The organism is Amycolatopsis alkalitolerans, assembly GCF_006152065.1.
Lineage (GTDB): Bacteria > Actinomycetota > Actinomycetes > Mycobacteriales > Pseudonocardiaceae > Amycolatopsis_E > Amycolatopsis_E alkalitolerans.
Genome location: NZ_VDFW01000001.1, coordinates 148,308 through 170,255, shown reverse-complemented (window position 1 = coordinate 170,255; position 21,948 = coordinate 148,308). Strand labels below are relative to the sequence as shown.

General features: G+C 69.5%; 18 protein-coding genes and 1 riboswitch. Of the genes, 5 read left to right on the top strand and 13 right to left on the bottom strand.

Annotated elements, in window-relative coordinates; genetic code table 11:
* Window positions 1-139 precede the first annotated feature (139 nt).
* Window positions 140-230: riboswitch (SAM riboswitch) on the bottom strand.
* Between the two features lie 66 nt (window positions 231-296).
* The 4 genes from rsmA to metG all read right to left on the bottom strand — a co-directional run bounded on the left by rsmA (window position 297) and on the right by metG (window position 5,480).
* The gene (gene rsmA, locus FG385_RS00725; RefSeq protein ID WP_139094601.1) at window positions 297-1,145 is read right to left on the bottom strand and encodes a 16S rRNA (adenine(1518)-N(6)/adenine(1519)-N(6))-dimethyltransferase RsmA; all 849 of its coding nucleotides are present in this window, start codon (window positions 1,143-1,145) and stop codon (window positions 297-299) included.
* Window positions 1,146-1,192: 47 nt separating this feature from the next.
* On the bottom strand, window positions 1,193-2,602 hold the full coding sequence (locus tag FG385_RS00720) for a resuscitation-promoting factor (protein WP_139094830.1): 1,410 nt from the start codon (window positions 2,600-2,602) through the stop codon (window positions 1,193-1,195).
* 216 nt (window positions 2,603-2,818) lie between these two features.
* Window positions 2,819-3,697 carry a TatD family hydrolase gene (locus FG385_RS00715; protein WP_139094600.1) on the bottom strand — a complete coding sequence of 293 codons (879 nt, stop codon included), beginning with the start codon at window positions 3,695-3,697 and terminating at the stop codon, window positions 2,819-2,821.
* A complete protein-coding gene (gene metG, locus FG385_RS00710; protein ID WP_139094599.1) occupies window positions 3,687-5,480 on the bottom strand; it encodes a methionine--tRNA ligase in 1,794 nt (597 codons plus the stop codon). The genes FG385_RS00715 and metG overlap by 11 nt, the downstream gene beginning before the upstream one ends.
* 48 nt (window positions 5,481-5,528) lie before the next feature.
* Here metG and FG385_RS00705 point away from each other — a divergent pair, with 48 nt between their 5' ends.
* From FG385_RS00705 to FG385_RS00695, 3 genes are all read left to right on the top strand, one after another.
* Window positions 5,529-6,116: a PadR family transcriptional regulator gene (locus FG385_RS00705; RefSeq protein ID WP_139094598.1), complete on the top strand. Its 588-nt coding sequence runs from the start codon at window positions 5,529-5,531 to the stop codon at window positions 6,114-6,116.
* Window positions 6,117-6,197: 81 nt separating this feature from the next.
* The gene (locus FG385_RS00700; RefSeq protein ID WP_139094597.1) at window positions 6,198-7,184 is read left to right on the top strand and encodes an ATP-binding cassette domain-containing protein; all 987 of its coding nucleotides are present in this window, start codon (window positions 6,198-6,200) and stop codon (window positions 7,182-7,184) included.
* Complete coding sequence (locus FG385_RS00695) at window positions 7,174-7,941, top strand: ABC transporter permease (protein ID WP_139094596.1); 768 nt, start codon at window positions 7,174-7,176, stop codon at window positions 7,939-7,941. Before FG385_RS00700 ends, FG385_RS00695 begins: the two co-directional genes overlap by 11 nt.
* Before the next feature lie 46 nt (window positions 7,942-7,987).
* Here FG385_RS00695 and FG385_RS00690 read toward each other — a convergent pair whose 3' ends face one another.
* Complete coding sequence (locus FG385_RS00690; RefSeq protein WP_160148698.1) at window positions 7,988-9,244, bottom strand: alpha/beta hydrolase; 1,257 nt, start codon at window positions 9,242-9,244, stop codon at window positions 7,988-7,990.
* 336 nt (window positions 9,245-9,580) lie between these two features.
* Between FG385_RS00690 and FG385_RS00685 the strand changes: the two genes are divergently transcribed.
* Window positions 9,581-10,213, top strand: coding sequence for a TetR/AcrR family transcriptional regulator (locus tag FG385_RS00685; protein ID WP_139094594.1), 633 nt, complete (start codon window positions 9,581-9,583; stop codon window positions 10,211-10,213).
* Window positions 10,214-10,355: 142 nt separating this feature from the next.
* On the opposite strand, the gene FG385_RS00680 is transcribed toward FG385_RS00685, so the two are convergent.
* Window positions 10,356-12,029, bottom strand: a complete 1,674-nt coding sequence (locus FG385_RS00680) for an AMP-binding protein (RefSeq protein ID WP_139094593.1) — start codon at window positions 12,027-12,029, stop codon at window positions 10,356-10,358.
* A 147-nt stretch (window positions 12,030-12,176) separates the two neighbouring features.
* Between FG385_RS00680 and FG385_RS00675 the strand changes: the two genes are divergently transcribed.
* Window positions 12,177-13,202 (top strand): LLM class F420-dependent oxidoreductase, encoded by a 1,026-nt coding sequence (locus FG385_RS00675; RefSeq protein ID WP_139094829.1) that lies wholly within the window; start codon window positions 12,177-12,179, stop codon window positions 13,200-13,202.
* 7 nt (window positions 13,203-13,209) lie between these two features.
* Here FG385_RS00675 and FG385_RS00670 read toward each other — a convergent pair whose 3' ends face one another.
* From FG385_RS00670 to FG385_RS00640, 7 genes are read right to left on the bottom strand one after another with little or no spacing between them, the layout of a single operon-like run.
* Window positions 13,210-13,797: a TetR/AcrR family transcriptional regulator gene (locus FG385_RS00670; protein WP_139094828.1), complete on the bottom strand. Its 588-nt coding sequence runs from the start codon at window positions 13,795-13,797 to the stop codon at window positions 13,210-13,212.
* Between the two features lie 8 nt (window positions 13,798-13,805).
* Window positions 13,806-15,569: an acyclic terpene utilization AtuA family protein gene (locus FG385_RS00665; RefSeq protein WP_139094827.1), complete on the bottom strand. Its 1,764-nt coding sequence runs from the start codon at window positions 15,567-15,569 to the stop codon at window positions 13,806-13,808.
* The gene (locus FG385_RS00660; RefSeq protein ID WP_139094592.1) at window positions 15,563-16,372 is read right to left on the bottom strand and encodes a TIGR03084 family metal-binding protein; all 810 of its coding nucleotides are present in this window, start codon (window positions 16,370-16,372) and stop codon (window positions 15,563-15,565) included. The genes FG385_RS00665 and FG385_RS00660 overlap by 7 nt, the downstream gene beginning before the upstream one ends.
* 1 nt (window position 16,373) lies before the next feature.
* Window positions 16,374-17,135, bottom strand: a complete 762-nt coding sequence (locus FG385_RS00655) for an enoyl-CoA hydratase/isomerase family protein (protein WP_139094591.1) — start codon at window positions 17,133-17,135, stop codon at window positions 16,374-16,376.
* Window positions 17,135-19,132 (bottom strand): acetyl/propionyl/methylcrotonyl-CoA carboxylase subunit alpha, encoded by a 1,998-nt coding sequence (locus FG385_RS00650; protein ID WP_139094590.1) that lies wholly within the window; start codon window positions 19,130-19,132, stop codon window positions 17,135-17,137. Before FG385_RS00650 ends, FG385_RS00655 begins: the two co-directional genes overlap by 1 nt.
* A 10-nt stretch (window positions 19,133-19,142) precedes the next feature.
* Window positions 19,143-20,744, bottom strand: coding sequence for an acyl-CoA carboxylase subunit beta (locus FG385_RS00645; protein ID WP_139094589.1), 1,602 nt, complete (start codon window positions 20,742-20,744; stop codon window positions 19,143-19,145).
* A 23-nt stretch (window positions 20,745-20,767) separates the two neighbouring features.
* Window positions 20,768-21,922, bottom strand: coding sequence for an acyl-CoA dehydrogenase family protein (locus tag FG385_RS00640; RefSeq protein ID WP_139094588.1), 1,155 nt, complete (start codon window positions 21,920-21,922; stop codon window positions 20,768-20,770).
* Between the last annotated feature and the right edge of the window lie 26 nt (window positions 21,923-21,948).

Genomic DNA, 21,948 nt, shown 5'->3' with positions numbered 1-21,948 from the left:
CTGGACCGCCCGAACAGGACAGTCCGAAAGGAATCGAACTCAGCGGGTGAAAACGGTCAGCGACGACACGCGCACGCGGTGCGGCGGCACTCATCGACGACTCTGCGTCTGGTGAGCATTCGCGTCAGGTACACAGCTTCCTCCATCGATCCTGGCGGTAGCACCTGCCCCGCGGAGGGTGGTTGCTGCGACTTCGACGAGCCAGGTCTCTCAGCCGCTCGGGATGGATACCCTAAGAAGTAGAACGGATGTCCCGCGTTCCGCGCAAGTCTCCGGCCGCAGATCACACCGCTCAATCACACGGACGGCCGCAAGCGGGCACTCTCCGCAATCTTCGCGAACTCGTTGATGGTGATTTGCTCACCGCGAGTACCCGGATCGACACCCGCAGCCCGCACCACGGCGCCCGCCCGCTCGGCCGAACCGGCCCAGCCGGCCAGCGCGGCGCGGAGCGTCTTGCGCCGCTGGGCGAACGCGGCGTCGATGACCGCGAAGACGGCCTCCCGGTCGCCGGCCCGCTCGGCGCCCCGTTCGAACTCGACGAGCGCGGAGTCGACGTTCGGCACCGGCCAGAACACCGCCCGTGGTACGGCGGCGACCTTCCGCACCTTCCCGTACCAGGCGAGCTTCACGCTCGGCACCCCGTAGATCCGGCCGCCGGGCGCGGCGGCCATCCGGTCGGCGACCTCCGTCTGGACCATGACCAGGGCGCGGGCGAGCGAGGGCAGTTCGGCGAGCAGGTGCAGGACGACCGGCACGGCGACGTTGTAGGGAAGGTTCGCGACGAGTGTCGAGGGCGGCTCGGGCAACTCGCCGGCGCGAAGCTTCAGCGCGTCCCGTTCGAGCACGGTCAGCACGCCCTCGGGCGCGCGCTCCCGCACGGTCGCGGGGAGCCGCGCAGCCAGCACGGGATCGATCTCGACCGCGGACACCCGGGCTCCGGCGTCCAGCAGCCCCAGCGTGAGCGAACCGAGCCCGGGGCCGACCTCGAGCACCGCGTCACCCGGCCGCACCCCGGACAGCTCCACGATCCGGCGCACGGTGTTGGGATCGTGCACGAAGTTCTGGCCGAGCTTCTTCGTCGGCCGCACGTCCAACTCGGCCGCCAGCCCACGGATCTCGGCCGGACCGAGCAGTTGTGCCACGCCGCAACCTTACGGCCTGGCCGTGAGGGGCCCGTCCCCGCCGGGGATCAGGCGATGCCGGCCTTCTTGGAGCACACGGGCCACGCGCCCCAGCCCTGGCCGGCCTGCACCCGCTGCGCGATCACGATCTGCTGCTCGCGGCTGGCCTGGTAGGCGTGCTGCGCGTAGGCACCGCCGCCGTAGGCGAGCCAGGTGCTGTTGGTGAACTGCAGGCCACCCTCGAACCCGTTGCCGGTGTTGGCCGCCCAGTTGCCGGTGGACTCACACTGCGCGAGCCGGTCCCACAGCCCGCCGTTGCTGATGTCCGGCTGCTTGGTGCCGATCCGGATGATCTTCGGCCTGGCCTGGACCAGAACCTTCACCGAAAGCTGCTGGCGCGCGGTCTCCTCGCCGTTGCGCTCGGTGATGCGGTAGGTGACCAGCTGCTGGCCCGGCATGCCCGGGTCCTGCACGACCTGCTTGCCCGCGTCCAGCGTGTTGTCCTGGATCTGCTGGACCGGCGGGTCGATGGTCTCCTGCTGGTTGATCACGGAGACGCCGGTGCGGCTGATGTGCACCTCGGCGCCGTTGGTGATCTTGAACTGCAGGCCGCCGTCGACGGCGTCGTCCGGACCGAGGGTGAGGTTCTGGTCCTTGAGGAAGTCCGCGGCCGTGACCGCGGTCGTGGTGACCTGGCGCGGGTCGGCACCGCCGTCGTAGAGCGTGACGTGCTTGAGGGTGTTGATCGTGACGGTCGCGCCCTGGACCGGCAGCGGGGCGTTCGGGGCCATCGAGAAGAAGCTGCCGTTGGCGAACTTGCCCGTCATGCCGAGCTGGTCGAGCGCCCTGGCGAGCGTGTCGGCGCGAACCCACGAGTCCTGCGCGACGCCGTCGACGATCAGGTTGAGGTGCCGGCCGTGTTCCAGCTTGATGACCCCGCCGTCGCCGACGGAAGCCTGGGGGGACGGGGAGAGCGCGTCGTGCTCGCCGACGGTCAGGCCGGCGTCGTGCAGGACCTCGCCGACGGTCTTGCCGAAGCTGTGCACGGTCTGCTCGTGGCCGTCGACGTCGATCGTGACGCTCTTGTTCATGGCCAGCGCGGCCGCGCCGCCGCCGGTGATGCTGATCAGCAGCGCCAGGACCGAGCCGCGGAGGAACCGCTTCTTCCAGGTCTTGATCGCGGTGACCAGGGCCCGCTTTTCGGGCTCCTCCTGCGCCTCGGCGCTCGCCGTGCGGTCGCCGGACGCGACGTCCGGGAGCGCGAGCGCGGGCAGCATGGTGGTCTCGGCGTTGATCAGCCGGATGAGCTCGTCGACGTCGAGCTCGGCTTCCGCCATCAGGTCTTCGGCGTCGGGACCGAGAACCATCCGCACGTCGTGCTCGGTGATGGTGAGGTCGTCGGAGAAGTCCCAGTCGTCCTCGGGAGCCGGCCAGTCCAGCGTGCCTACGCCGCCACGGGGGGACGAGTAGAAGTCCATCGTGTCGTCGAGGCGCGCGTAAGCCTGTCTACTACCAGTCACAGCAGGTCGTTCCCTTTCGCACTATCGGCAACCGCAGCCCATGTCATCCCCGACCCCGACCTGCACTGACTTGACTGCGGTGTGTGTCAGCCGATTAATCGGCCGGCACGATCACGGGACAGTAACGGGTCCCGGGAGGTTGCGCAAACACCGCCTGGAATCTAGTGGCCTTCGTCACTCGTCTGTGTGGTGGATGGCCGTGTCACGAACGTCGCAATCCGTGCAACTCGTTGTGACAGAAGGGAGTTGGAACACACGCTCGGCATTTCGGCAAGCCCCCGATGCGAGTTCTTCGACGCTCTGTTGTCGCAGCTCAGCCAGGTATCGCACGGTGTACGCGGTGCAGTAGGGCTCGTTGGGCCGGCCGCGGAACGGGTGCGGCGTCAGGAACGGCGCGTCAGTCTCCACGAGAAGTTGCTCCAAAGGGACCAATTTCGCCGCGTCCCGCAGCGCCCGCGCGTTCTTGAACGTGACGGTGCCGGCGAACGACAGAACGTAACCGGCCTCGACACAGCGACGGGCGAAATCGGCGTCCCCGGAGAAGCAGTGGAACACCACCCGCTCCGGCGCGCCCTCCTCGGCCAGAACGCGCAGGATGTCCTCGTGCGCGTCGCGGTCGTGGATCATCAGCGGCTTGCCGACCCGCTTGGCGAGATCGATATGCCACCGGAACGCCTCTTCCTGGGCGTCGTGCGGGGCGTAGTCCCAGTAGTGGTCGAGCCCGGTCTCGCCGACCGCCACGACCCGCTCGGCCCGTGCCAGCCGCTCTATTCCGGACCGTTCGGCATCACCGAAATCCTTGGTACGCGTGGGATGGATGGCCACCGCCGCGTATACGCGGCTATCCCATGTGGACGCTTCGGCGGCCCAGCGCGCCGCCGAGAGGTCGTCCGCGACGGTCACCACGCGGGTCACCCCGGCGGCCTCGGCGCGGTCCACCATGTCCGCCACATCCGCCGCGGTGACCGCGCCGCAAGCGTCGAGATGGGTGTGAGCGTCGACCACCGGCGCCGGAAGCCGCTCCGGCACCGGTGGCCTTTCCTTACTGCTCAATAGGTGCCCACTCCGGCCCGGTCTCGCCCAGCTTCGGGTCGAGCTTCGCGAACAGCGGGGTCGGCTTCGCCAGCGGGCGCCCGACCTCGATCGGCGTGGACTCCCAGCGCGCCTGCTCGGCCGCGTAGTCACCGGTGAGGATCGGGTTCGTCCGGCCGGCGATGTCGAGGTCCTCGACCTCCTGCAACTCCGGCTGGGCGGCCCAGACGCCGGTCCCGCCGAGCGCCTCGTGCACCTTCTGCGCCGAATGCGGCAGGAACGGCGTCAGCAGCGCGTTCGCGTCCGAAACGACCTGAAGCGCGGTGTGCAGAACCGCGTCGCGGCGGTCCGGATCGTCCTTGAGCTTCCACGGCTCCTGGTCCGACAGGTACCGGTTCGCGGCCGTGACGACGCGCATCGCCTCGCTCGCGGCCAGCTTGAACCGCGAACGCCGCAGATGCGCGCCCGCGGTGTCGAAGGCCCCCCGGGAGAGCGCTTTCAGCTTCTCGTCGGCCGGGGCCGGCTTGGCCGGCGCCGGGATCGCTCCGTTGTTCTTGTGCGCCATCGAGATCGACCGGTTGACCAGGTTGCCCCACTCGTTGGCCAGCTCGAAGTTGGTCCGGCGGACGAACTCGTCCCAGGTGAAGTCGGTGTCCTGGGTCTCGGGGCCGGCGACGGAGATGAAGTAGCGCAACGTGTCCGGGCCGAACTCGCGCAGGAAGTCGTGCACGTAGATGACCGTCCCGCGCGAGGTGGAGAACTTCGAGCCGCTCATGGTGAGGAACTCGCTGGAGACGATCTCGTCGGGCAGGTTCAGCGTGCCGTACGGGCCGATCTCGCCGCCGTGATCGCCCGCGCCGTTGTGCCCGAGCAGCAGCGCCGGCCAGATCTGGGCGTGGAAGGTGATGTTGTCCTTGCCCATGAAGTAATAGGTGCGGGCGTCGGCGTTGTTCCACCATTCCTGCCACGCGTCGGGCTTGCCGATGCGGCGGGCCCATTCGACGCTCGCCGAGAAGTAGCCGATCACCGCGTCGAACCAGACGTAGAACCGCTTGAGCGGCTGGTCGCGCCAACCGTCCAGCGGCACCTTCACACCCCAGTCCAGATCGCGGGTGATCGGGCGAGGGCGCATGTCGTCGACCAGGTTCCTGGTGAACTTCAGGACGTTCGGCCGCCAGTCGGTGCGCGTGGACAGCCATTTGCCCAGGCTTTCGGTGAACGCGGGCAGGTCGAGGAACAGGTGCTCGGTCTCGACGAACTTCGGCGTCTCGCCGTTGATCCGCGACCTCGGGTTGATCAGGTCGGCCGGGTCCAGCTGGTTGCCGCAGTTGTCACACTGGTCGCCACGCGCGCCGTCGTACCCGCAGATCGGGCAGGTGCCCTCGATGTAGCGGTCGGGCAGCGTGCGGCCGGTGGACGGGCTGATCGCCCCGGTCGTGGTCTTCGGCACGACGTAGCCGTTGCGGTGCAGCGCGGTGAAGATCTGCTGGGTGACCTCGGCGTGGTTGCCCGTGGTGGTGCGGGTGAACAGGTCGTAGCTCAGGCCGAGACCCTGCAGGTCGGAGCTGATCTGGCGGGTGTACTTGTCCGCCGTCTGCTGCGGGGTGAGCCCCTCCTTGTCGGCCTGCACGGTGATGGGGGTGCCGTGTTCGTCCGTCCCGGACACCATGAGCACCCGGTTGCCGGCCATTCGCTGGTAGCGCGAGAAGACGTCGGAGGGGACCCCGAACCCGGACACGTGGCCGATGTGACGGGGCCCGTTGGCATACGGCCAGGCCACCGCCGTCAACACATTGGTGCTCATGCTTTATTAGCGTACGGGGGGTGTTGTACTGATTATCCGGAGGTGCACGTGTCCGCGACCCGGCTGCTCGTGCTCGGCGTCGTGCGGATGTACGGCAGGGCGCACGGCTACCAGGTGCGCCGTGAGCTGCTCACCTGGTCCGCGGACAAGTGGGCCAACGTGCAGCCCGGTTCGATCTACCACGCGCTGAAGAAGATGACGGCCGAGGACCTGCTGGAGCTGGTCGAGGTCGAGCCCGGCGAGTCCGGTCCGGAGCGCACCGCGTACCGGCTGACCGGCGAGGGCGAGACCCAGTTCCACGTACTGCTCACCCAGGCCCTCTCGGAGGCCGAGCGCGACGGCGCGGAGATGGCGGCCGCGATCACGTTCATGACCGCCCTGCCGCGCAAGCGTGTGATCGGGTTGCTGCAGCACCGTATGTTCAAACTCGAGGCCGATCAGCGCAGCGCCGAGCTGCTGTTCGAGGAGAGCACGAACTGGGGCCAGCCCCCGCATGTCCGCGAGCTGTTCCGGATCTGGCAGCTGCATTCGGAGACCAGCCTGAAATGGCTGCGCGAGCTGATCGAACGGCTCGAAGCCGGGGAATACGTCATGGCGGACGACCCCGGGCGGTCATTCGGCGAACCTCCTCGGTAATCAAATTTGACTACGCAACGATACTTCGGGATAGAGTGCGCACGTCTTGCTAGTCAAACTTGACTACCGGAAGGGGAGGACATGATCAGGGCACGCGGCCTGGCGCGGAAGTTCACCGCGCGCGGCCGCACGGTCGAGGCCGTCAAGGGCGTCGACATCGAAGTGTCGGAGGGGGAGCTCGTCGGTTTCCTCGGGCCGAACGGGGCCGGGAAGACGACCACACTGCGGATGCTGACCACCTTGCTGCGCCCCACCGCGGGCGAGGCGACGGTCGGCGGGTGCGATCTGCTGCGGGACCCGGTCGGGGTGCGGCGGCGGATCGGGTACGTCGCGCAGAGCGGCGGGAGCGCGCCCGAATGCAAGGTGGTCGAGGAGATCGAACTCCAGGGCCGGCTGTACGGCTTGTCGAAGGCGGCCGCGCGTCGCCGCGGTGCGGCGCTGACCGGGCAGCTCGATCTGTCCGGGCTGGATCAGCGGCTGACCAAAACGCTGTCCGGGGGCCAGCGACGGCGGCTGGACATCGCGCTGAGCCTCGTCCACGAACCGAAGCTGCTGTTCTTCGACGAGCCGACGACGGGCCTGGACCCGCAGAGCCGGGCGAACCTGTGGGAGCACATCCGGCGGCTGCGATCCGAGCACGGGGTCACGCTGTTCCTGACCACTCACTATCTCGACGAGGCCGATTCGCTGTGTGATCGCATCCTGGTGATCGACAACGGTGAGCTCGTCGCCGAGGGCACACCGGACGCGCTGAAGGCCCGCGTCTCGGGCGACGGGGTGACCGTCGGCGTGCCGGAAGGGGCGGTGGCCGTGGCGGCGGAGGTCGCCGGCCGGCTGCCGGGCGCGCATGAAGTGACCACTGTGGACGGCTCGGTGACGTTCCGGGTGCCGCGCGGGGACACCGCGATGCCGGAGTTGCTGCGCGCGCTGGACTCCGCGGGAGTCGCGATGACCTCGATGCAGGTGCAGCGCCCGACGCTCGACGACGTCTTCCTGACCCTGACCGGACGCAGCTTGCGCGACGCCGAAGCGGGCGCGACGCCGAAGGAGGCCGCTCATGTTGCGTGAGACCTGGCTGATCTTCCAGCGCGATATGCGACTGTCGCTGCGGAACCCGGCGTGGATCATGATCGGGATCATGCAGCCGGTGCTGTACCTCGTGCTGTTCGGCCCGCTGATGGAAAAGGTCGTCAACTCGACACCCGGTTTCCCGCCCGGCAGCAGCTGGACGATCCTGACCCCGGCGCTGATCATCCAGCTGGCGCTGTTCAGTTCCTCGTTCGCCGGTTTCTCGATCCTGATGGAATACCGCAGCGGGGTGCTCGAACGGCTGCGGGTCACGCCCGCGAGCCGGATCGCGCTGCTCATGGGGAAGGTGCTGAACAACGCGATCCAGGCGGTCGTGCAGGCGCTCCTGATCATCGTGCTGGCGTACCTGGTGTTCGGGCTCGACGCGCCGGTCGGCGGCATCCTGCTGAGCCTGGTGATCGTCGCGCTGACGGCGATCACCCTGGCCTCGGCGTCGTACGCGGTGGCCCTGCTGATCAAGAGCGAGCAGGCTTTCCCGGCGCTGCTGAACGCGGTGCTGATGCCGGTGCTGCTGCTGTCGGGAATCCTCCTGCCGATCACCAGCATCCTCGCGCCGAACTGGCTCTACACGATCTCGCGGATCAACCCGTTCACTCATGTCGTGAACGCCGAACGGGCCACGTTCCGCGGCGACTTCACGTTCGGCGGTCTGTATGTCGGCGGGATCGTGCTGCTGGTGATGGCGGTGCTGGCCGTTTGGTGGGGCGCACGCACCTTCCAGCGGGAGAACGCCTGACACACCTCGGGCCGCGCACCACGCGGCGCGATGCGCGGCCCGGGTGTCAGAGCCCGCCGATGGCGCCCTCGGGGAAGGTCCCCACCAGCGAGTCGGTCAGATTCCCGATGGTGGACAGGGCCTCCGCCATGCCCGGGATCGGGTCCTGGTTGCCGCCGAGCCCCGGCACCACGTTGCTCGCCTGCTGCAGGAGCGCGATGGCCGGCACGACCGCCTGCAGGACGGTGGCGTTGACGGCCTTGGCGGCGAGGCTGGGCGCCGGATTGGCCGGTGTCGGTGACGGAGCGGCCGCGCCGGGAGCGGTGTTTCGCAGGGCGTCGCCGGCGCCGACGTACTTGTCGGCGAAGTCGAGCATGCGCGCGTTGCTCTCCGGCGCGCTCTTCTCCAGTTGCAGATCATGCCCGGTGCTGGGGACCACCTCGGCGACGACTGTCGCATGAGGACCGTAGAACGGCCGCTCGAAGTCCGCCAGCGCCTGGGAATCCGTACAGCTCGGGCCGAGCAGCCCGCAGATGAACGGGTCCTGCTGCCCGACGACCGTGTAGACGGGGATGTCGAGTGTGCGATCGACGTTCAGCACGTTGTAGCCCGCCAGCGTCGCCAGTTCGACCAGGTTGCCGGTTTCCTTCAGTTGCTCGTCCTTCGCGATCGCACCCGCGTCGGTCGAGGACGGGCCGTTGAAGTAGAACCCGCCGCGGGTACCGGGATAGCTGGTCAGGTACGCGGGGTCGAGGCCGGCGGCGGCGAACTTGGGATCGAGCGCCGCCGGATAGTCGTCGGCGATGATCTTGGTGACCACGTTGACGTAGTTCAGGGAGTGCGCGATCCCCGTCGGGATGATGGCGTCGACGTCCTTGTACAGGCCGGCCTCGGTCATGGTGACGATGCCGCCGAGGCTGTGCCCGACCTCGACCACCTTGGTGAACGGGGTGCCGAGCCTGCCGTCCCGTAATGCGGTGATGACCTGGTGGACGGTGCTGACGTCGGCGTAGAAGTTGTCGAACGCGCTCAGCGGATGGGTGGACTGGCCGTCACCGAGGCGATCGATGTTGAGCGTGGCGTAGCCGCGCTTGTTCGCCGCTCGCACGTAGGAGTACGTGTCCGGCTGGTAAGGCAGGTCCCAGTAGTACCGCGCGTAAGTCCAACCGTGAACGAGGATTTGCACCGTCTTGGCGCCCGGCGGAACGCACAGGGTGCCGGTGATCGTCGCGGCCTGCCCGGCCGCGGTGACCGGCACCGCGACGTTCTTACAGGTGGTGGCGGGGATCGCCGACGCGGAAGCCGGGGCGACGGTACCGGTCACGGCAAGGAACAGTCCACTCAGCAGTGCGACCGCTCGCCGGACAGCCGAGCGATGTTGTGAACGATAGTTCTTTAGGACGCGCATACTTGACCTCGTTGTCAATCCGGAATATGGGCAGCCTGAACAAAACCTGCCTCTTCAACAGGTTTCGCAGCCGACAGGAAGGAGACCTGTCAGTGAATGACTGTTCACTAGCGGACGGAATGTATCACGAAGGGGGCCGGCCCGGCCTCACATGATCGGGTTATTTTTCGTCCGCGGAGTCGCGGCGCACTCGCACGCCGGCCGCGGCTGGCGCGGTAGCATCGACAACTGCGACCGCCGAGGGAGGTGTCAGTGAAGGAGGCGCAACGCCCACGGCGCGACCCCGCGCGCAAGGCCCGCATTCTGACCGCTGCGGCGGAGCTGATCTCGCGGAACGGCTACCACACCGTGGGCATGGCCGATATCGGTCAGGCCGCTGGCATCGTGGGTTCGGGGATATACCGGCACTTCGGCAGCAAGTCCGCGATCCTCGCGGAGCTGCTCGAGCAGGTCATGGACCGGCTCTCGGCGGCCGCGTCGTCGATTGTGGACGAGGCGGGCGACGACCGGAGCGCGGTAAGCGAACTGGTCCGCAACCATGTGCGAGTGGCCATTCACGACCGCCGGATCCTCCAGGTCTACCACCGTGAGGCCCGCAATCTCCCGGAGAACGACCTCCGCCGCCTGCGCCGGGCACAGCGCCACTACATCGAAGAGTGGGTCGCGGCGGTGGCGCCGCTGCGGCCCGACCTCGCCGACGGTGAGATCCGGGTGCTGGTCCACGCGGCGATCGGCAGTATCCAGTCCATTTTGTTCTTCAACTCAGGACTGCCGGTCCAGCAGCTGGCGGAGCTGCTGACCGGCGCCGCCCATGCGTGCCTCGGCGTCGACTCCGCGCCGGTCACCGAGGCGAGCGCGGAATGGTGGGAAGAGCAGGGCGCCTGAGCCGATCACCGTCCAGCCCGAGCGCCTCGGCGGTGGGCAGGTCCCTGGCGGCGTTCGCCACGCGCGTTGAGCCTGGCCGCGCAGATCGACGTCGCTATGGCGGTCGCTGCGGCGGGTACGGGCGTCTTCGAAATCGCCAACTTCAGCGCCCGGCCTCGAAGTGATCCGCGTAGCGCTGACGGAGCTTGTACTTGAGGATCTTGCCCCCGACCGTTTCGGGCAGGGCGTCGGTGAAGACGACGGCCTTCGGCGTCTCGTAGCCGCCCAGTGCGGCGCGGCAGTGCGCGATGATCTCCGCCTCGTCCGCCGGGGCGTCCGGCCGGAGCACCACCACCGCCGTCACCGCCTCACCCCAATGCTCGTGCGGAAGGCCGATCACGGCGGCCTTTTCGACCGCGGGGTGCCCGTGCAGCACCGACTCCACCCGAAGGCTGGACACGTTCTCCCCACCGGACTTCACGATGTCCTTGAACCGGTCGACCATCACCCGCAGGCCGTCGGGATCGACGGCCGCGCTGTCCCCGGAGTGGAACCAGCCTCCCCGGAACGCCTCCCGCGTCGCCTCCTCGTTGAGGAAGTACCCGGCGGTGACGGTCGGGCTCCGGTAGACCGCCTCGCCCGGCGTGTGCGGCTTCTCGCGGATGGACTCCCCGCTCTCGTCCACCACGTCGGAAGCCAGGAGCGGGCTGGGCACGCCGACGTAGTTGACCGCGGGCGCGGTGCGTTCGTACACCTCCGGCCACTTCGCCGGCCAGAACCGGTGGCAGGCGATGGCCTCGGTCTGCCCGAAGATGCCCAGCACCACCAGCCCCGGCGCGTTCCGTTGCAGGGTCTGGTAAACCGCCGGGGTGAGCGCACCCCAGCCATAGACCAGGACGGTCAGGCTCGACAGGTCGCGTCCGGACTTCTCCGCCTCGCCCGCCAGTGCGGCGACGAACTGCGGGGACCCCGCCCACAACGCCGTCGGGCGCTCTTCGTCGATCGCCGCGGCGACCTGGTCCGGGACCGGCCGGCGGCCCAGCACCAGCGAACCCCCGGCGAGGAACGCCGAGAAGGTGAAGACTTGGTCACCGACGTGGTAGATCATCGGCAGGTAGGTCAGCACCTTCAGGTCGGTCTCCAGGCGCAGCCCGCGCGTGAGCGAGACCGAGAAGTTCAGTGCCGCGAAGTGGCTGGCGTAGTGGGAGATCATGGCGCCCTTGGGCATGGCCGTGGTGCCCGAGGTGTAGAGCAGCTGCCAGATGTCGTCGCCGTGGATCTCGACCTCCGGCTCGGTGACCGGCTGCGCCCCGGCGAACTCGCCGAAGCTCGGGCTGCCCGCGACCGGGCCACCACCGATCGTGATCGTCGCCGCGACCGGGAGGCCGGTCGCGGTGAAGGCCTGTTCGGCGCGCGGAAACAGTTCGGCGTCGACGATCGCCGCGCGCGGCTCGGCCTGCCGGATCAGGTACTCCTGCACGTCCGGGGCCAGCGCGGGATTGACGGGCATCGCGACCATCCCGGCCTTCGCGATACCGATCTTGGCGAGATAGGCCTCGACGGAGTTCTCGCAGAACAGGGCGACCCGGTCACCTGGCTCGAGCCCGCGGCCGGCGAGCGCGTGCGCGATCTGGTTCGCGATCTCGTCGGCCTGGCGGAAGGTGACCTCGGCGAACCGCTCCTCGCCGTATGCGCCCGGCCTGCCCGTGACGGCGACCTTGTCCGGGTAGCTCCACGTCAGCCGTTCGAACACATCGCCGACGGAGGTGCGCTCCCAGCGGTTGACCGCGCGGCGGCCACGCAACGTCGTGACGTCGATCTTCCCGTTCAGGTCCACATCAGCCTCCTTGCCGCATGCCTGATGCCGACAGCATCCAACCTGGCGGGCTTCCTGGCAAGACATGAGTCACTAATGATTCACATTAGAATTCCGTCAGCCCAGCTTTTCATCGGCGGTGTTGTGAACGACAATGCACTAGTGGCCATACCGGTAGGCATCAACGTCGGGCACTTCTTCGATGGACCACCGCCGCGATGGGGCGAGCGGGTCCGGCGGATCGAGGACCTCGGCTTCGACGGCATCTGGTTCGCCGAGGCCTACGGCTCCGACGTGTTCACCCCGCTCGCGTGGTGCGCGGCCCGTACCGCGCGGATACGGCTGGGCACGGCGGTCGCGCAGATCCCGGCCCGCACCCCCGCCGCCACCGCCATGTCCGCGGCGACCCTCGACCATCTCTCCGGCGGCCGGGTCGTGCTCGGGCTCGGGGTCTCCGGTCCGCAGGTCTCCGAGGGCTGGCACGGTGTCGCCTATCCCCGGCCACTGGCCCGCACCCGCGAATACGTCGACGTGGTCCGGCAGGTGCTCGCGCGTGAACGCCCGCTCTCCTACGATGGCGAGTTCCACCGGCTGCCGCTGCCCGGCGGCACCGGGCTCGGCAAACCGCTGCGCTCGTCCCTGCATCCGCTGCGGCCGGACCTGCCGATCCAGCTCGGTGCCGAAGGCCCCCGCAACGTCGCGCTCGCCGCCGAGATCGCCGACGGGTGGCACGCGATGTTCTTCGCCCCGGCCGCCGACGCGTTCTACCGGGCGGCACTCGACGCCGGTTTCGCGCGCCGGCCGGGCGGCCGCCCCGCCGGCTTCGAGGTGGTCGCCACTGTTCCCGTCGTGGTGGACGAGGACATCGAGCACGCCGCCGATCGCGTCCGGCCGCAGCTGGCGCTGTACATCGGCGGGATGGGCGCACGTGGCGCGAACTTCCATCACGACGTCTTCGCCCGGACGGGCCATGCGGAACTCGCCGCCCGGGTCCAGCATCTGTATCTGCGCGGGGAGAAGCGGGCCGCGGCCGCCGCTATCCCGACCGCGCTCGTCGAACAGGTCGCGCTCATCGGCCCGGCGGGCAAGATCCGCGAGGACCTCGGCCGCTGGGAGTCCACTGTGGTCGATTCGATCGCCGTGCAGGGGCTGCCCGAGGACCTCGAATCCGTGGCACGCGCGGTACTCGGCTGAACCGCGCTCAGACCGGTTCCACCCCCAGGCAGGCGTGCGCCGTTGCGCGCAGCAACTTCGTCAGCTGGTCCTCGGACAGCCCGGAGTTGTGGAACAGGATCGACTGGACGCTGCCGATCGCGGCGTGCACCAGAACGCGCACCTCGCCATCGGTAAGGCCCGGCCGCAGCGGCGCCACCACGGCGACCCATTCCTCGACGTAGTGCCGCTGAGCCCGGCGAAGCCGGCGCAGGTCCTCATCCGGGAGGTTACGTGCCTCGAGGTGGTAGACCTGCAGGATCCGCCGGTCGTGGATCGCGACGCGGACGTGATGCCGCACGAGTTCGGTGACCGCGGTCCGGTCGTCGGCGGCGTTCAGCACGATCTCACGCCCCGCGTCGCCCAGCAGGTCCATCACCTGCCGCAGGAGCGCGGCCAGGATCGCCGACTTGCTCGCGAAGTGCCGGTAGACGCCGGTACTCACGATGCCGGCCGCCGTACCGATCTCCGCCAGGCCGACCGCGTGGTACCCGTGCCGGGAGATCAGCTCGGCCGACGCGGCCAGTATCCGCGCCTTGCGCGTGGGATCGCGCCGGGCGGGGCGCACCTTCTCCACCGCCGTGATCACCTCCCCAGCACGCTTTCCGGGATGTCGACGACCCTGCTGCGGAGGTACTCCCCGAGGCCCTTCGCCTGCGGATCGGGGCGCGTGGCCGAGGCGACCCCGTCACCCAGGATGCCGACGATCACGAAGTTCACCGCCCGCAGGTTCGGCAGCTCATAGCGGCGGATCTCGTGTCCGGCGGATTCCGGGATCAGCTCCCGGATCCGCTCGACGTCGAGGTAACCCCGCAACCAGGCGTACTCGTCGTCGGTGCGAGCCCACACGCCGATGTTGGCGTTGCCGCCCTTGTCTCCCGACCGCGCGCCCGCGATCGTGCCCAGCGGCAGCCGGCGGGTCGGGCCACCGGCCTCCGGCACGCGCGCTTGCCGGTACGCGGGCACCGGGGCGGTGACCGAGCTGTGCGGGATGACACGGACGGTGCCGTCGGGCAGCGTGACCCGGTGCCTGACCTCCCCGGCCGGGACCAGCGTGGGCCAGTAGACGCCGTAAGCGCTTTCCGCCGACGGGGGTGTCGTGGTGTGGAATCCGGGATAACCGCCGAGCGCGAGTTCCATCGTGGTGTTGGAGAACGCGCGCCCGACCTTGCGCCGGTCGGGATCCTTCACCGTGATTCTCAGGTGGGCGGTGGCTTCGGGGTTCGTCGCCGCATCAGGATGGTCGAACCGCAGCAGCCGCGCGTCGAACTCGGCGAACCGGTCGCGCCCGCCCAGCAGGTCGGTCAGCTGCTGGGTGGCCCAGGCCGCCTTCTCCTCGATCCGCAGCCCGGTGAGCACGAGCGTCATCGTGTTGCGGTACCCGCCCTCGTAGTTGAGCGCGACCTTGAGCTGGTCCGTCGGGGCACTGCCGCGCGCGCCGCGGATGCGGACCCGGTGCTCGCTCTCCTGCACCAGCTCGAGCGTGTCGAACTGGGCGACGGCGTCCGGCCCGGGGTACGCCGGCTCCCCGATCTCGTACAGCAGCTGCGCGGTCACCGTGCCCACCGACACGAGACCACCCGTGTGCTCATGCTTGGTGATCACGCTCGAACCGTCGGCCTCGACCTCGGCGATCGGGAAGCCGGGGTAGCGGCGGTCGGTGACCTCCTCGAAGAAGGCGTAGTTCCCGCCGGTGGCCTGCGGACCGCATTCGATCACGTGGCCCGCCGCCATCGCGCCGGCGATCTTGTCGTGGATTCCGCTGTCCTCGCGGGCCCAGCCGTGCCACCACGCCGCCGGGCCGACCACCAGCGACGCGTCGGTGACGCGGCCGGTCACCACGATGTCGGCGTCCGCGCGCAGCGCCTCGGTGATCCCCCACGCGCCGAGGTAGGCGTTGGCGGACACCGGGCGCACGTCGGCGTCGGCGAGCTTGCGGCCCGTGTCGAGGTGGGCGAGGGCGTGCCCGGCGGCCCGCAGCTCGTCGAGGCGGTCGATCAGATCGTCGCCGTCGACGTGGGCGATGCGGGGACGCAGGCCGAGCCGGGCGGCCAGCGCCACCAGCTCGGCGGCGAGCCCGGCCGGGTTGAGCCCGCCGGCGTTGGACACGATCCGGATGCCCCGGTCCAGGCAGGTGCCCAGGACGTGCTCGACCTGGGTGAGGAAGGTCTTCGCGTACCCGGCGGCGGGGTCCTTCTGCTTGGCCTTCCACAGGATCAGCATCGTCAGCTCGGCCAGGTAGTCGCCGGTGAGGACGTCGATCGGGCCGCCTTCGACCATTTCACGGGCGGCCTGCAGCCGGTCGCCGTAGAAGCCGGAGCAGTTGCCGATCCGCACGGCCCTCACGATGGTCCTCCTGACTGGCTCGCCGCGGGCATCCGGCCGGTGCCAGGGGCGCCGGCGAAGGTCTGGGCGATCGAGAGCCACTCGGCCGCGACCGGTCCGGTGACCTCAAGCGCGGTGTCGTCGAGGTGGCGCCGCTGGGTGACGACGAGGCAGAAGTCGAGCGCGGACCCGGTGACCCGGTCGGCGGCTCGGGCCGGTCCCCATGTCCACCTGTCCCCGGAAGGCGCGTCGACCTCGACCCGGATCGGGGCGGCCGGTACGGGTCTTCCGTTGACGGAGAAGGAGAACGCGGTCGTCCGCACGCCGAGGTGGGCGATATGCCGCAGCCGGTCGGTCGGCTCACGGTCGACACCGAGCGCGTCCGCGACGTCCTGGCCGTGGGCCCAGGTCTCCATCAGCCGGGCCGTGGCGGAGGACAGCGCGCTCATATCCGGCCCGTACCACGGCACGCGCATCCTGGAGTCGAGACGGCGGAAGACCGCGACGAACTCGAGGCGCGCCTTGGCGAGCCAGGCGAGGACGTCCCCGGCAGGCATTTCGGCGTGCTCGGCGGCGACGCGGTCGGGAAAGTCCATTCCCCCGGCCATCAACGCCTCGGCGTCGCGCCGGAAAGCCTCCGGGGCGACGGCGGCCCGCGTCGCGGCCTCGTCGAAGTAGGCGAGGTGGGTGAGCTGGTCGCGGATGTTCCAGCCCGCAGCGGGGGTGGCGGCGGACATCCCGGTGTCGCCGAGACCGGCGACCAGACCCTGCAGCACCTGCGTCTCGACGACGAGGTCTTCGAGCACCTGGCCCAGTGAAACGCCCATGTCAGCGGCCCTGCCAGACCGGCTTGCGCTTCTCCCGGAAGGCCAGCGGGCCCTCCTGCGCGTCCTTGGACAGGTAGACCGGTGCCCAGATCTCCTCCGCCCGGTCGTAGGCGTCCGCGCGGTCGTGGCTGGCGGACAGGTAGGCGGTGCGTTTAGCTGCGAGCACCGAGAGCGGAGCGTTCGCGGCGATGCGTTCGGCGAGTCGCTGCGTGCGCTCGCGCAACTCGGCCCCCGGGACGACCTCGTTGACCAGTCCGTACCGCTGGGCTCTGGCGGCGCTGATCGGGTCACCGGTCAGCAGGATCTCCAGTGCGACCCGGGGCGGCACGAGCCAGGACAGCGGGGCCGCCCACGGCGCGCCGCGGCCTACCTTGACCTCGGAAACGGCGAACCGGGCGTGCTCGGCGGCGACGACGAGATCGCATTGCTGGGCGAGCAGGAACCCACCGCCGTAGGCGATGCCGTTGACGGCGGCGATGGTCGGTTTCGGCACGTCGATGTTGCGGCCAAGCTGTGGCAGGAAATCGGGCGGCGGGACGGTCAGCGCCGTCTCGTTCATCTCCTTGAGATCGCCACCCGCGCAGAACGCCTTCTCCCCGGCCCCGGTGAGGACGAGCACCTTGGCCTCGCCGTCGGCGTTGAACCGGCGCACCCCGTCGAACAGTCCATTTCGGACGGATGCGCTCAGCGCGTTGTGCGCCTCGGGTCGGTCGATCGTCAGCCAGGCGACGCCGTCCGTCACCTCGTAGTGCACGGTGGCCATCAGGCGCCTTCCTCGGTGATGACGGCGACGGTCTCGCCGGACTCGACGGTCTGTCCTACTTGGACGGTCAGTTCGGCGACGGTTCCCGCGATGGGCGCACGGACCGAATGCTCCATCTTCATCGCCTCGAACACCACGATCACCGCGCCCGCCTCGACCGGCTGTCCCGGCTCCGCGACCACGCGGACCACCGTGCCGGGCATCGGCGCCAGCAACGATCCGGGCGCGGCGCCGGTGCCGGGTTCGGGCAGCCGGGGACGCTCGACGAACGTCGTGCCGCCGAGCACGCTGTCGCAGTAGGTGATGTCACCGACCCGGTGCACGCGGATCGTGCGGCGGATGCCTTCGACGCGGAGGTCGATCCGGTCTGCGCGGGCGTCGAGCACCGCGACACCGGCAAGCGGGGTCCCGTCGACCGACGCCTCCAGACCGGTGCGAGTGAAGCGGTAGGTGAGGTCCACCTCGACCTCGCCGACGCGGTACTCCGCGACCTGCGGTGCGCTCACGACGTTGCGCCAGCCCGTGGGGACCGCCCGCTGCACGGGGGCGTGCGCCCGGCGGTCCGCCTGGTCCGCCAGCGCCGCCGCGAGCGCGTGCACGGCCACCGCGTTCTTGTCGGGGACACCGACAAGGGCCGCCGGTTCGTGCCGCGTGAGATAACCGGTATCGGTGCCGCCCGCGCCGAACTCGGGTTCGCGCAGGATCGCGACAAGCAGGTCGCGGTTGGTCACCAGACCGTGGATCTGCGCCTCGGCCAGTGCGCGGGCCAGCCTGCGCACCGCCTCGGTGCGGGTCCGGCCGTGCGCGATGACCTTGGCCAGCATCGGGTCGTAGTTCGTACCGACGACCGAACCGTCCCGCACCCCGGTGTCGACGCGCACTCCGGCGAGATCGGGGATGCGGAAGCGGTGCAGCGTGCCGCTGCCCGGCAGGTAGTCGGCGGTGGGGTCCTCCGCGTAGAGCCGGGCCTCGACCGCATGTCCCCTGATCGTCGCTTCGCGCGCTTCCGTGGGCAGCGGTTCGCCTTCGGCGATCTGGATCTGCAGCGCCACGAGGTCGAGCCCGGTGATCTCCTCGGTGACCGGGTGCTCCACCTGCAGGCGCGTGTTCACCTCGAGGAAGAAGAACTCGCCGCTGGGCGCCATGACGAACTCGACGGTGCCCGCGCCGGTGTACCCGATCGCGGTGCCCGCGGCGACGGCGGCGTCCCCGAGCCGCTTGCGCAGGTCCTCGTCCACGGCGGGAGACGGCGCCTCCTCGATGATCTTCTGGTAGCGGCGCTGGATGGAGCATTCGCGTTCGAAGAGGTGCACGACGGTGCCGTGGGTATCACCGAAGATCTGCACCTCGATATGCCGGGGATCCTCGACGAACCGTTCGAGGAAAACAGTGCCGTCACCGAACGCCGACGCCGCCTCGCGCCGGGCACCGGTCACGGCCTCGACGACTTCCCCGGCTCGCCGGACGATCCGCATCCCTCGCCCGCCACCGCCGAAGGCCGCCTTGACCAGCAGCGGGTAGCCGATTTCGTCCCCGAGCGCGGCGACGGCCGCGGCGTCGAGTTCGGCCGAGTCGTCGATCGTGGCGCCCGGCAGCACCGGCACACCGGCCTTCGCCATCAACTGCTTCGCCGCGATCTTCGAGCCCATGGCCTCGATCGCCCCGGCCGGCGGCCCGACGAACACCAGCCCCGCCTCGGCACATTTTCGGGCGAAGTCGGCGTTCTCGGACAGGAATCCATAGCCGGGGTGGACCGCGTCCGCGCCGGTGGCCACTGCGGCCTCGACGATGAGGTCCGCGCGCAGGTAGGTCTCGGCCGGTGCGGCGCCCGGGAGCAGCACCGCCTCGTCCGCGGTCTCGACGAACAGGGCGCCGGCGTCGGGCTCGGAGTGCACCGCGACGGTGACGATGTCCAGCGCACGGGCGGACCGGATGATCCGTTCCGCGATCTCGCCCCGGTTGGCCACGAGCAGCTTCCGGATCGGGTGGTTGGTCATCAGCTGGTCCTCACATCCGGAAGACGCCGTAGCCACGCTGGCCGGCGACGGTGTTGGAATGCGCGGCCGACAGCGCGATGCCGAGCACCGTGCGGGTGTCGCGAGGGTCGATGAGCCCGTCGTCGTAGAGGCGCGCGGTGACGAAGAAGGAATGCGACTCCCGCTCGATCTGCGCCTCGATCGCCGTGCGAGCGCGCTCGTCGGCCTCGGCGTCGAACTCGCGCCCGGACGCGGCCGCCGACTGCTTCGCCACGATGGACATCACCCCGGCCAGTTGAGCGGCGCCCATCACCGCGAGCCGCGAGCCGGCCCACGCGAACATGAGCCGCGGATCGTAGGCACGACCGGACATGCCGTAGTTGCCCGCGCCGAAGGACGCGGCCAGGTTGACGGTGATGTGCGGGACCTTGCTGTTCGCGACGGAGTTGATCATCTTGGACCCGTCCTTGATGATCCCGCCCTGCTCGTAGTTCTTGCCGACCATGTAACCGGTGGTGTTCTGCAGGAACAGCAACGGGGTGTCGGCCTGGTTGGCGAGCTGGATGAACTCGCTGGCCTTCTTCGCCTCCTCGCTGAACAGCACGCCGCGGGCGTTGGCGAGGATGCCGACCGGGTAGCCGTGCACGGATGCCCAGCCGGTCACCAGACTGGTGCCCCACAAGGGTTTGTACTCACCGAACCGGGAGCCGTCGACGACCCGGGCGATGACCTCGCGGGGATCGAACGGGACCTTGATGTCCGCCGGTGCGATACCGAGCAGCTCGTCGGGATCGTAGCGCGGTTCATCGGCGGGCAGCGTCGGTCCGGGGCCGAACTTGCGCCAGTTGAGCTCGGACACGATCCGCCGCCCGATGCGGATGCAGTCCCGCTCGTCGACGGCGAAGTGGTCGCACAGCCCGGAAACCTTGGCGTGCATGGCCGCGCCGCCGAGTTCCTCGTCGTCGGCGTCCTCGCCGGTCGCCATCTTCACCAGCGGCGGGCCGCCGAGGAACACCTTCGCCTGCTGGTCGACCATGACCGCGTAGTCGCACATTCCGGGCACGTAGGCGCCGCCGGCAGTGGAGTTGCCGAACACGAGCGCGATCGTGGGTATCGCCAGCGACGACAGCTCGGTCAGGTCATGGAAGATCTTGCCGGCATGCACGAACAGCTCCGACTGCGTCGGCAGGTCGGCGCCGCCCGACTCGACCAGGTTGATCACCGGCAGCCGGTTCACCCGCGCGATTTCCAGCGCCCGCAAGGTTTTCTTCAGCGAGTACGGGTTCATCGCGCCGCCGCGAACCGTCGGATCGTGCGCGATGAGCATGCATTCGACACCGGAGACGACACCGATCCCGGTCACCACCGAAGCGCCGACGGGGAACTGCGTGCCCCAGGCCGCGAGCGTGGACAGCTCGAGGAAAGCGGCGTCGCGGTCGAGCAGGAGCTCGATGCGCTCGCGGACCAGCAGGCGCCCGCGGTCACGATGGCGCTGCTGGTACCGGGGCCCGCCACCGGTGATCGCGGCCTGGATCTGCTCGTCGAGCTCGGCCAGTACCTGCTTCTGATGCCGGTAGTTGGCCTGGAAGGTCTCGTCCGCCGTATTCAGCGCGGAACGCAAGACGGTCGTCATGGCGGGGTGGTCCGTTCTGTTGCTCAGTAGGATCGGGGCAGGCCGAGGCTGTGCTGGGCGACGAAGTTGAGCACCATCTCGCGGCTGACCGGCGCGATCCGGAGCAGACGGGAGATGCCCCAGTAGGGCAGGATGCCGTACTCCGTGGCGAGACCGTTCCCGCCGTGCGCCTGGATGGCCGCCTCGGCGGCGGCGCCCGCGGCCTCGGCGGCGGCGTATTTGGCCATATTGGACGCTTCACCGGCAGGCTGGTCGTTGTCGTGCAGCCACGCCGCCTTCGCCGTCATCAGCGCCGCCAGGTCGGTCTCGATGCGAGCCTTCGCGAGCGGATGCGCGATGCCCTGGTGCGCGCCGATCGGGGTACCCCAGACCGAACGGGTCGAGGCGTAGTCCGCGGCCTGGGCGAGCAGATGCCGCGCGATGCCGACGCAGACGGCCGCGCCGGTGATCCGTTCCGGGTTCAGCCCGTGAAAGACCTGGGCGAAGCCGTTGCCCTCCTCACCGAGTAGCGCGCTCGCGGGCAGCCGCAGCGCGTCGAAGTGCAGCACGAACTGCTTCTCCGGCAGCTTCGCCGACACCGGCAGCGGGGTCGCGACCAGACCGGGCGTGTCGGTGGGCACCAGGAACAGCGACAACCTGCCGCGCCCGGTGGCCTCGTCACGTCCGGAGCGGGCCACGAGCAGGATCGCCTCGGCTTCGTCGACGCCCGAGATGTAGTGCTTGGTGCCGTTGATGACGAAGTCGCCGCCGTCCCGTTCGGCGACGGTCGAGAGGCGGTGGGTGTTCGAGCCGGCGTCCGGTTCGGTGATGCCGAAGACCACCTTCGACTCGCCGGAAGCCATACGTGGCAGCCACTGCCGCTTCTGTTCCTCGGTGCCGAAGTCCGAGATCATCTCGCCCGAGATCGCCGCCGACACCAGCAGCAGGAGCAGCGGGCAGCCCGCCGCGGCGGTTTCCTCGCACACCATCGCGAGCTCGGCGAGACCCGCGCCACCCCCGCCGTACTCCTCGGGAAGGTTGATCCCGAGAAAGCCGTTACGCCCCAGTTCCGCCCACAGCTCATGGGTCGGTTCGCCGGCCTCGGCCCGCGGGACGTAGTACTCCGGGCCGAACTTCGCGGTGATCGCGCGCACGGTGTCCCGCAGATCCCTGTGTTCCGAGGTCTCCCGAAAGTCCACACCGACTCCTTCCGCTCTAGTGCATC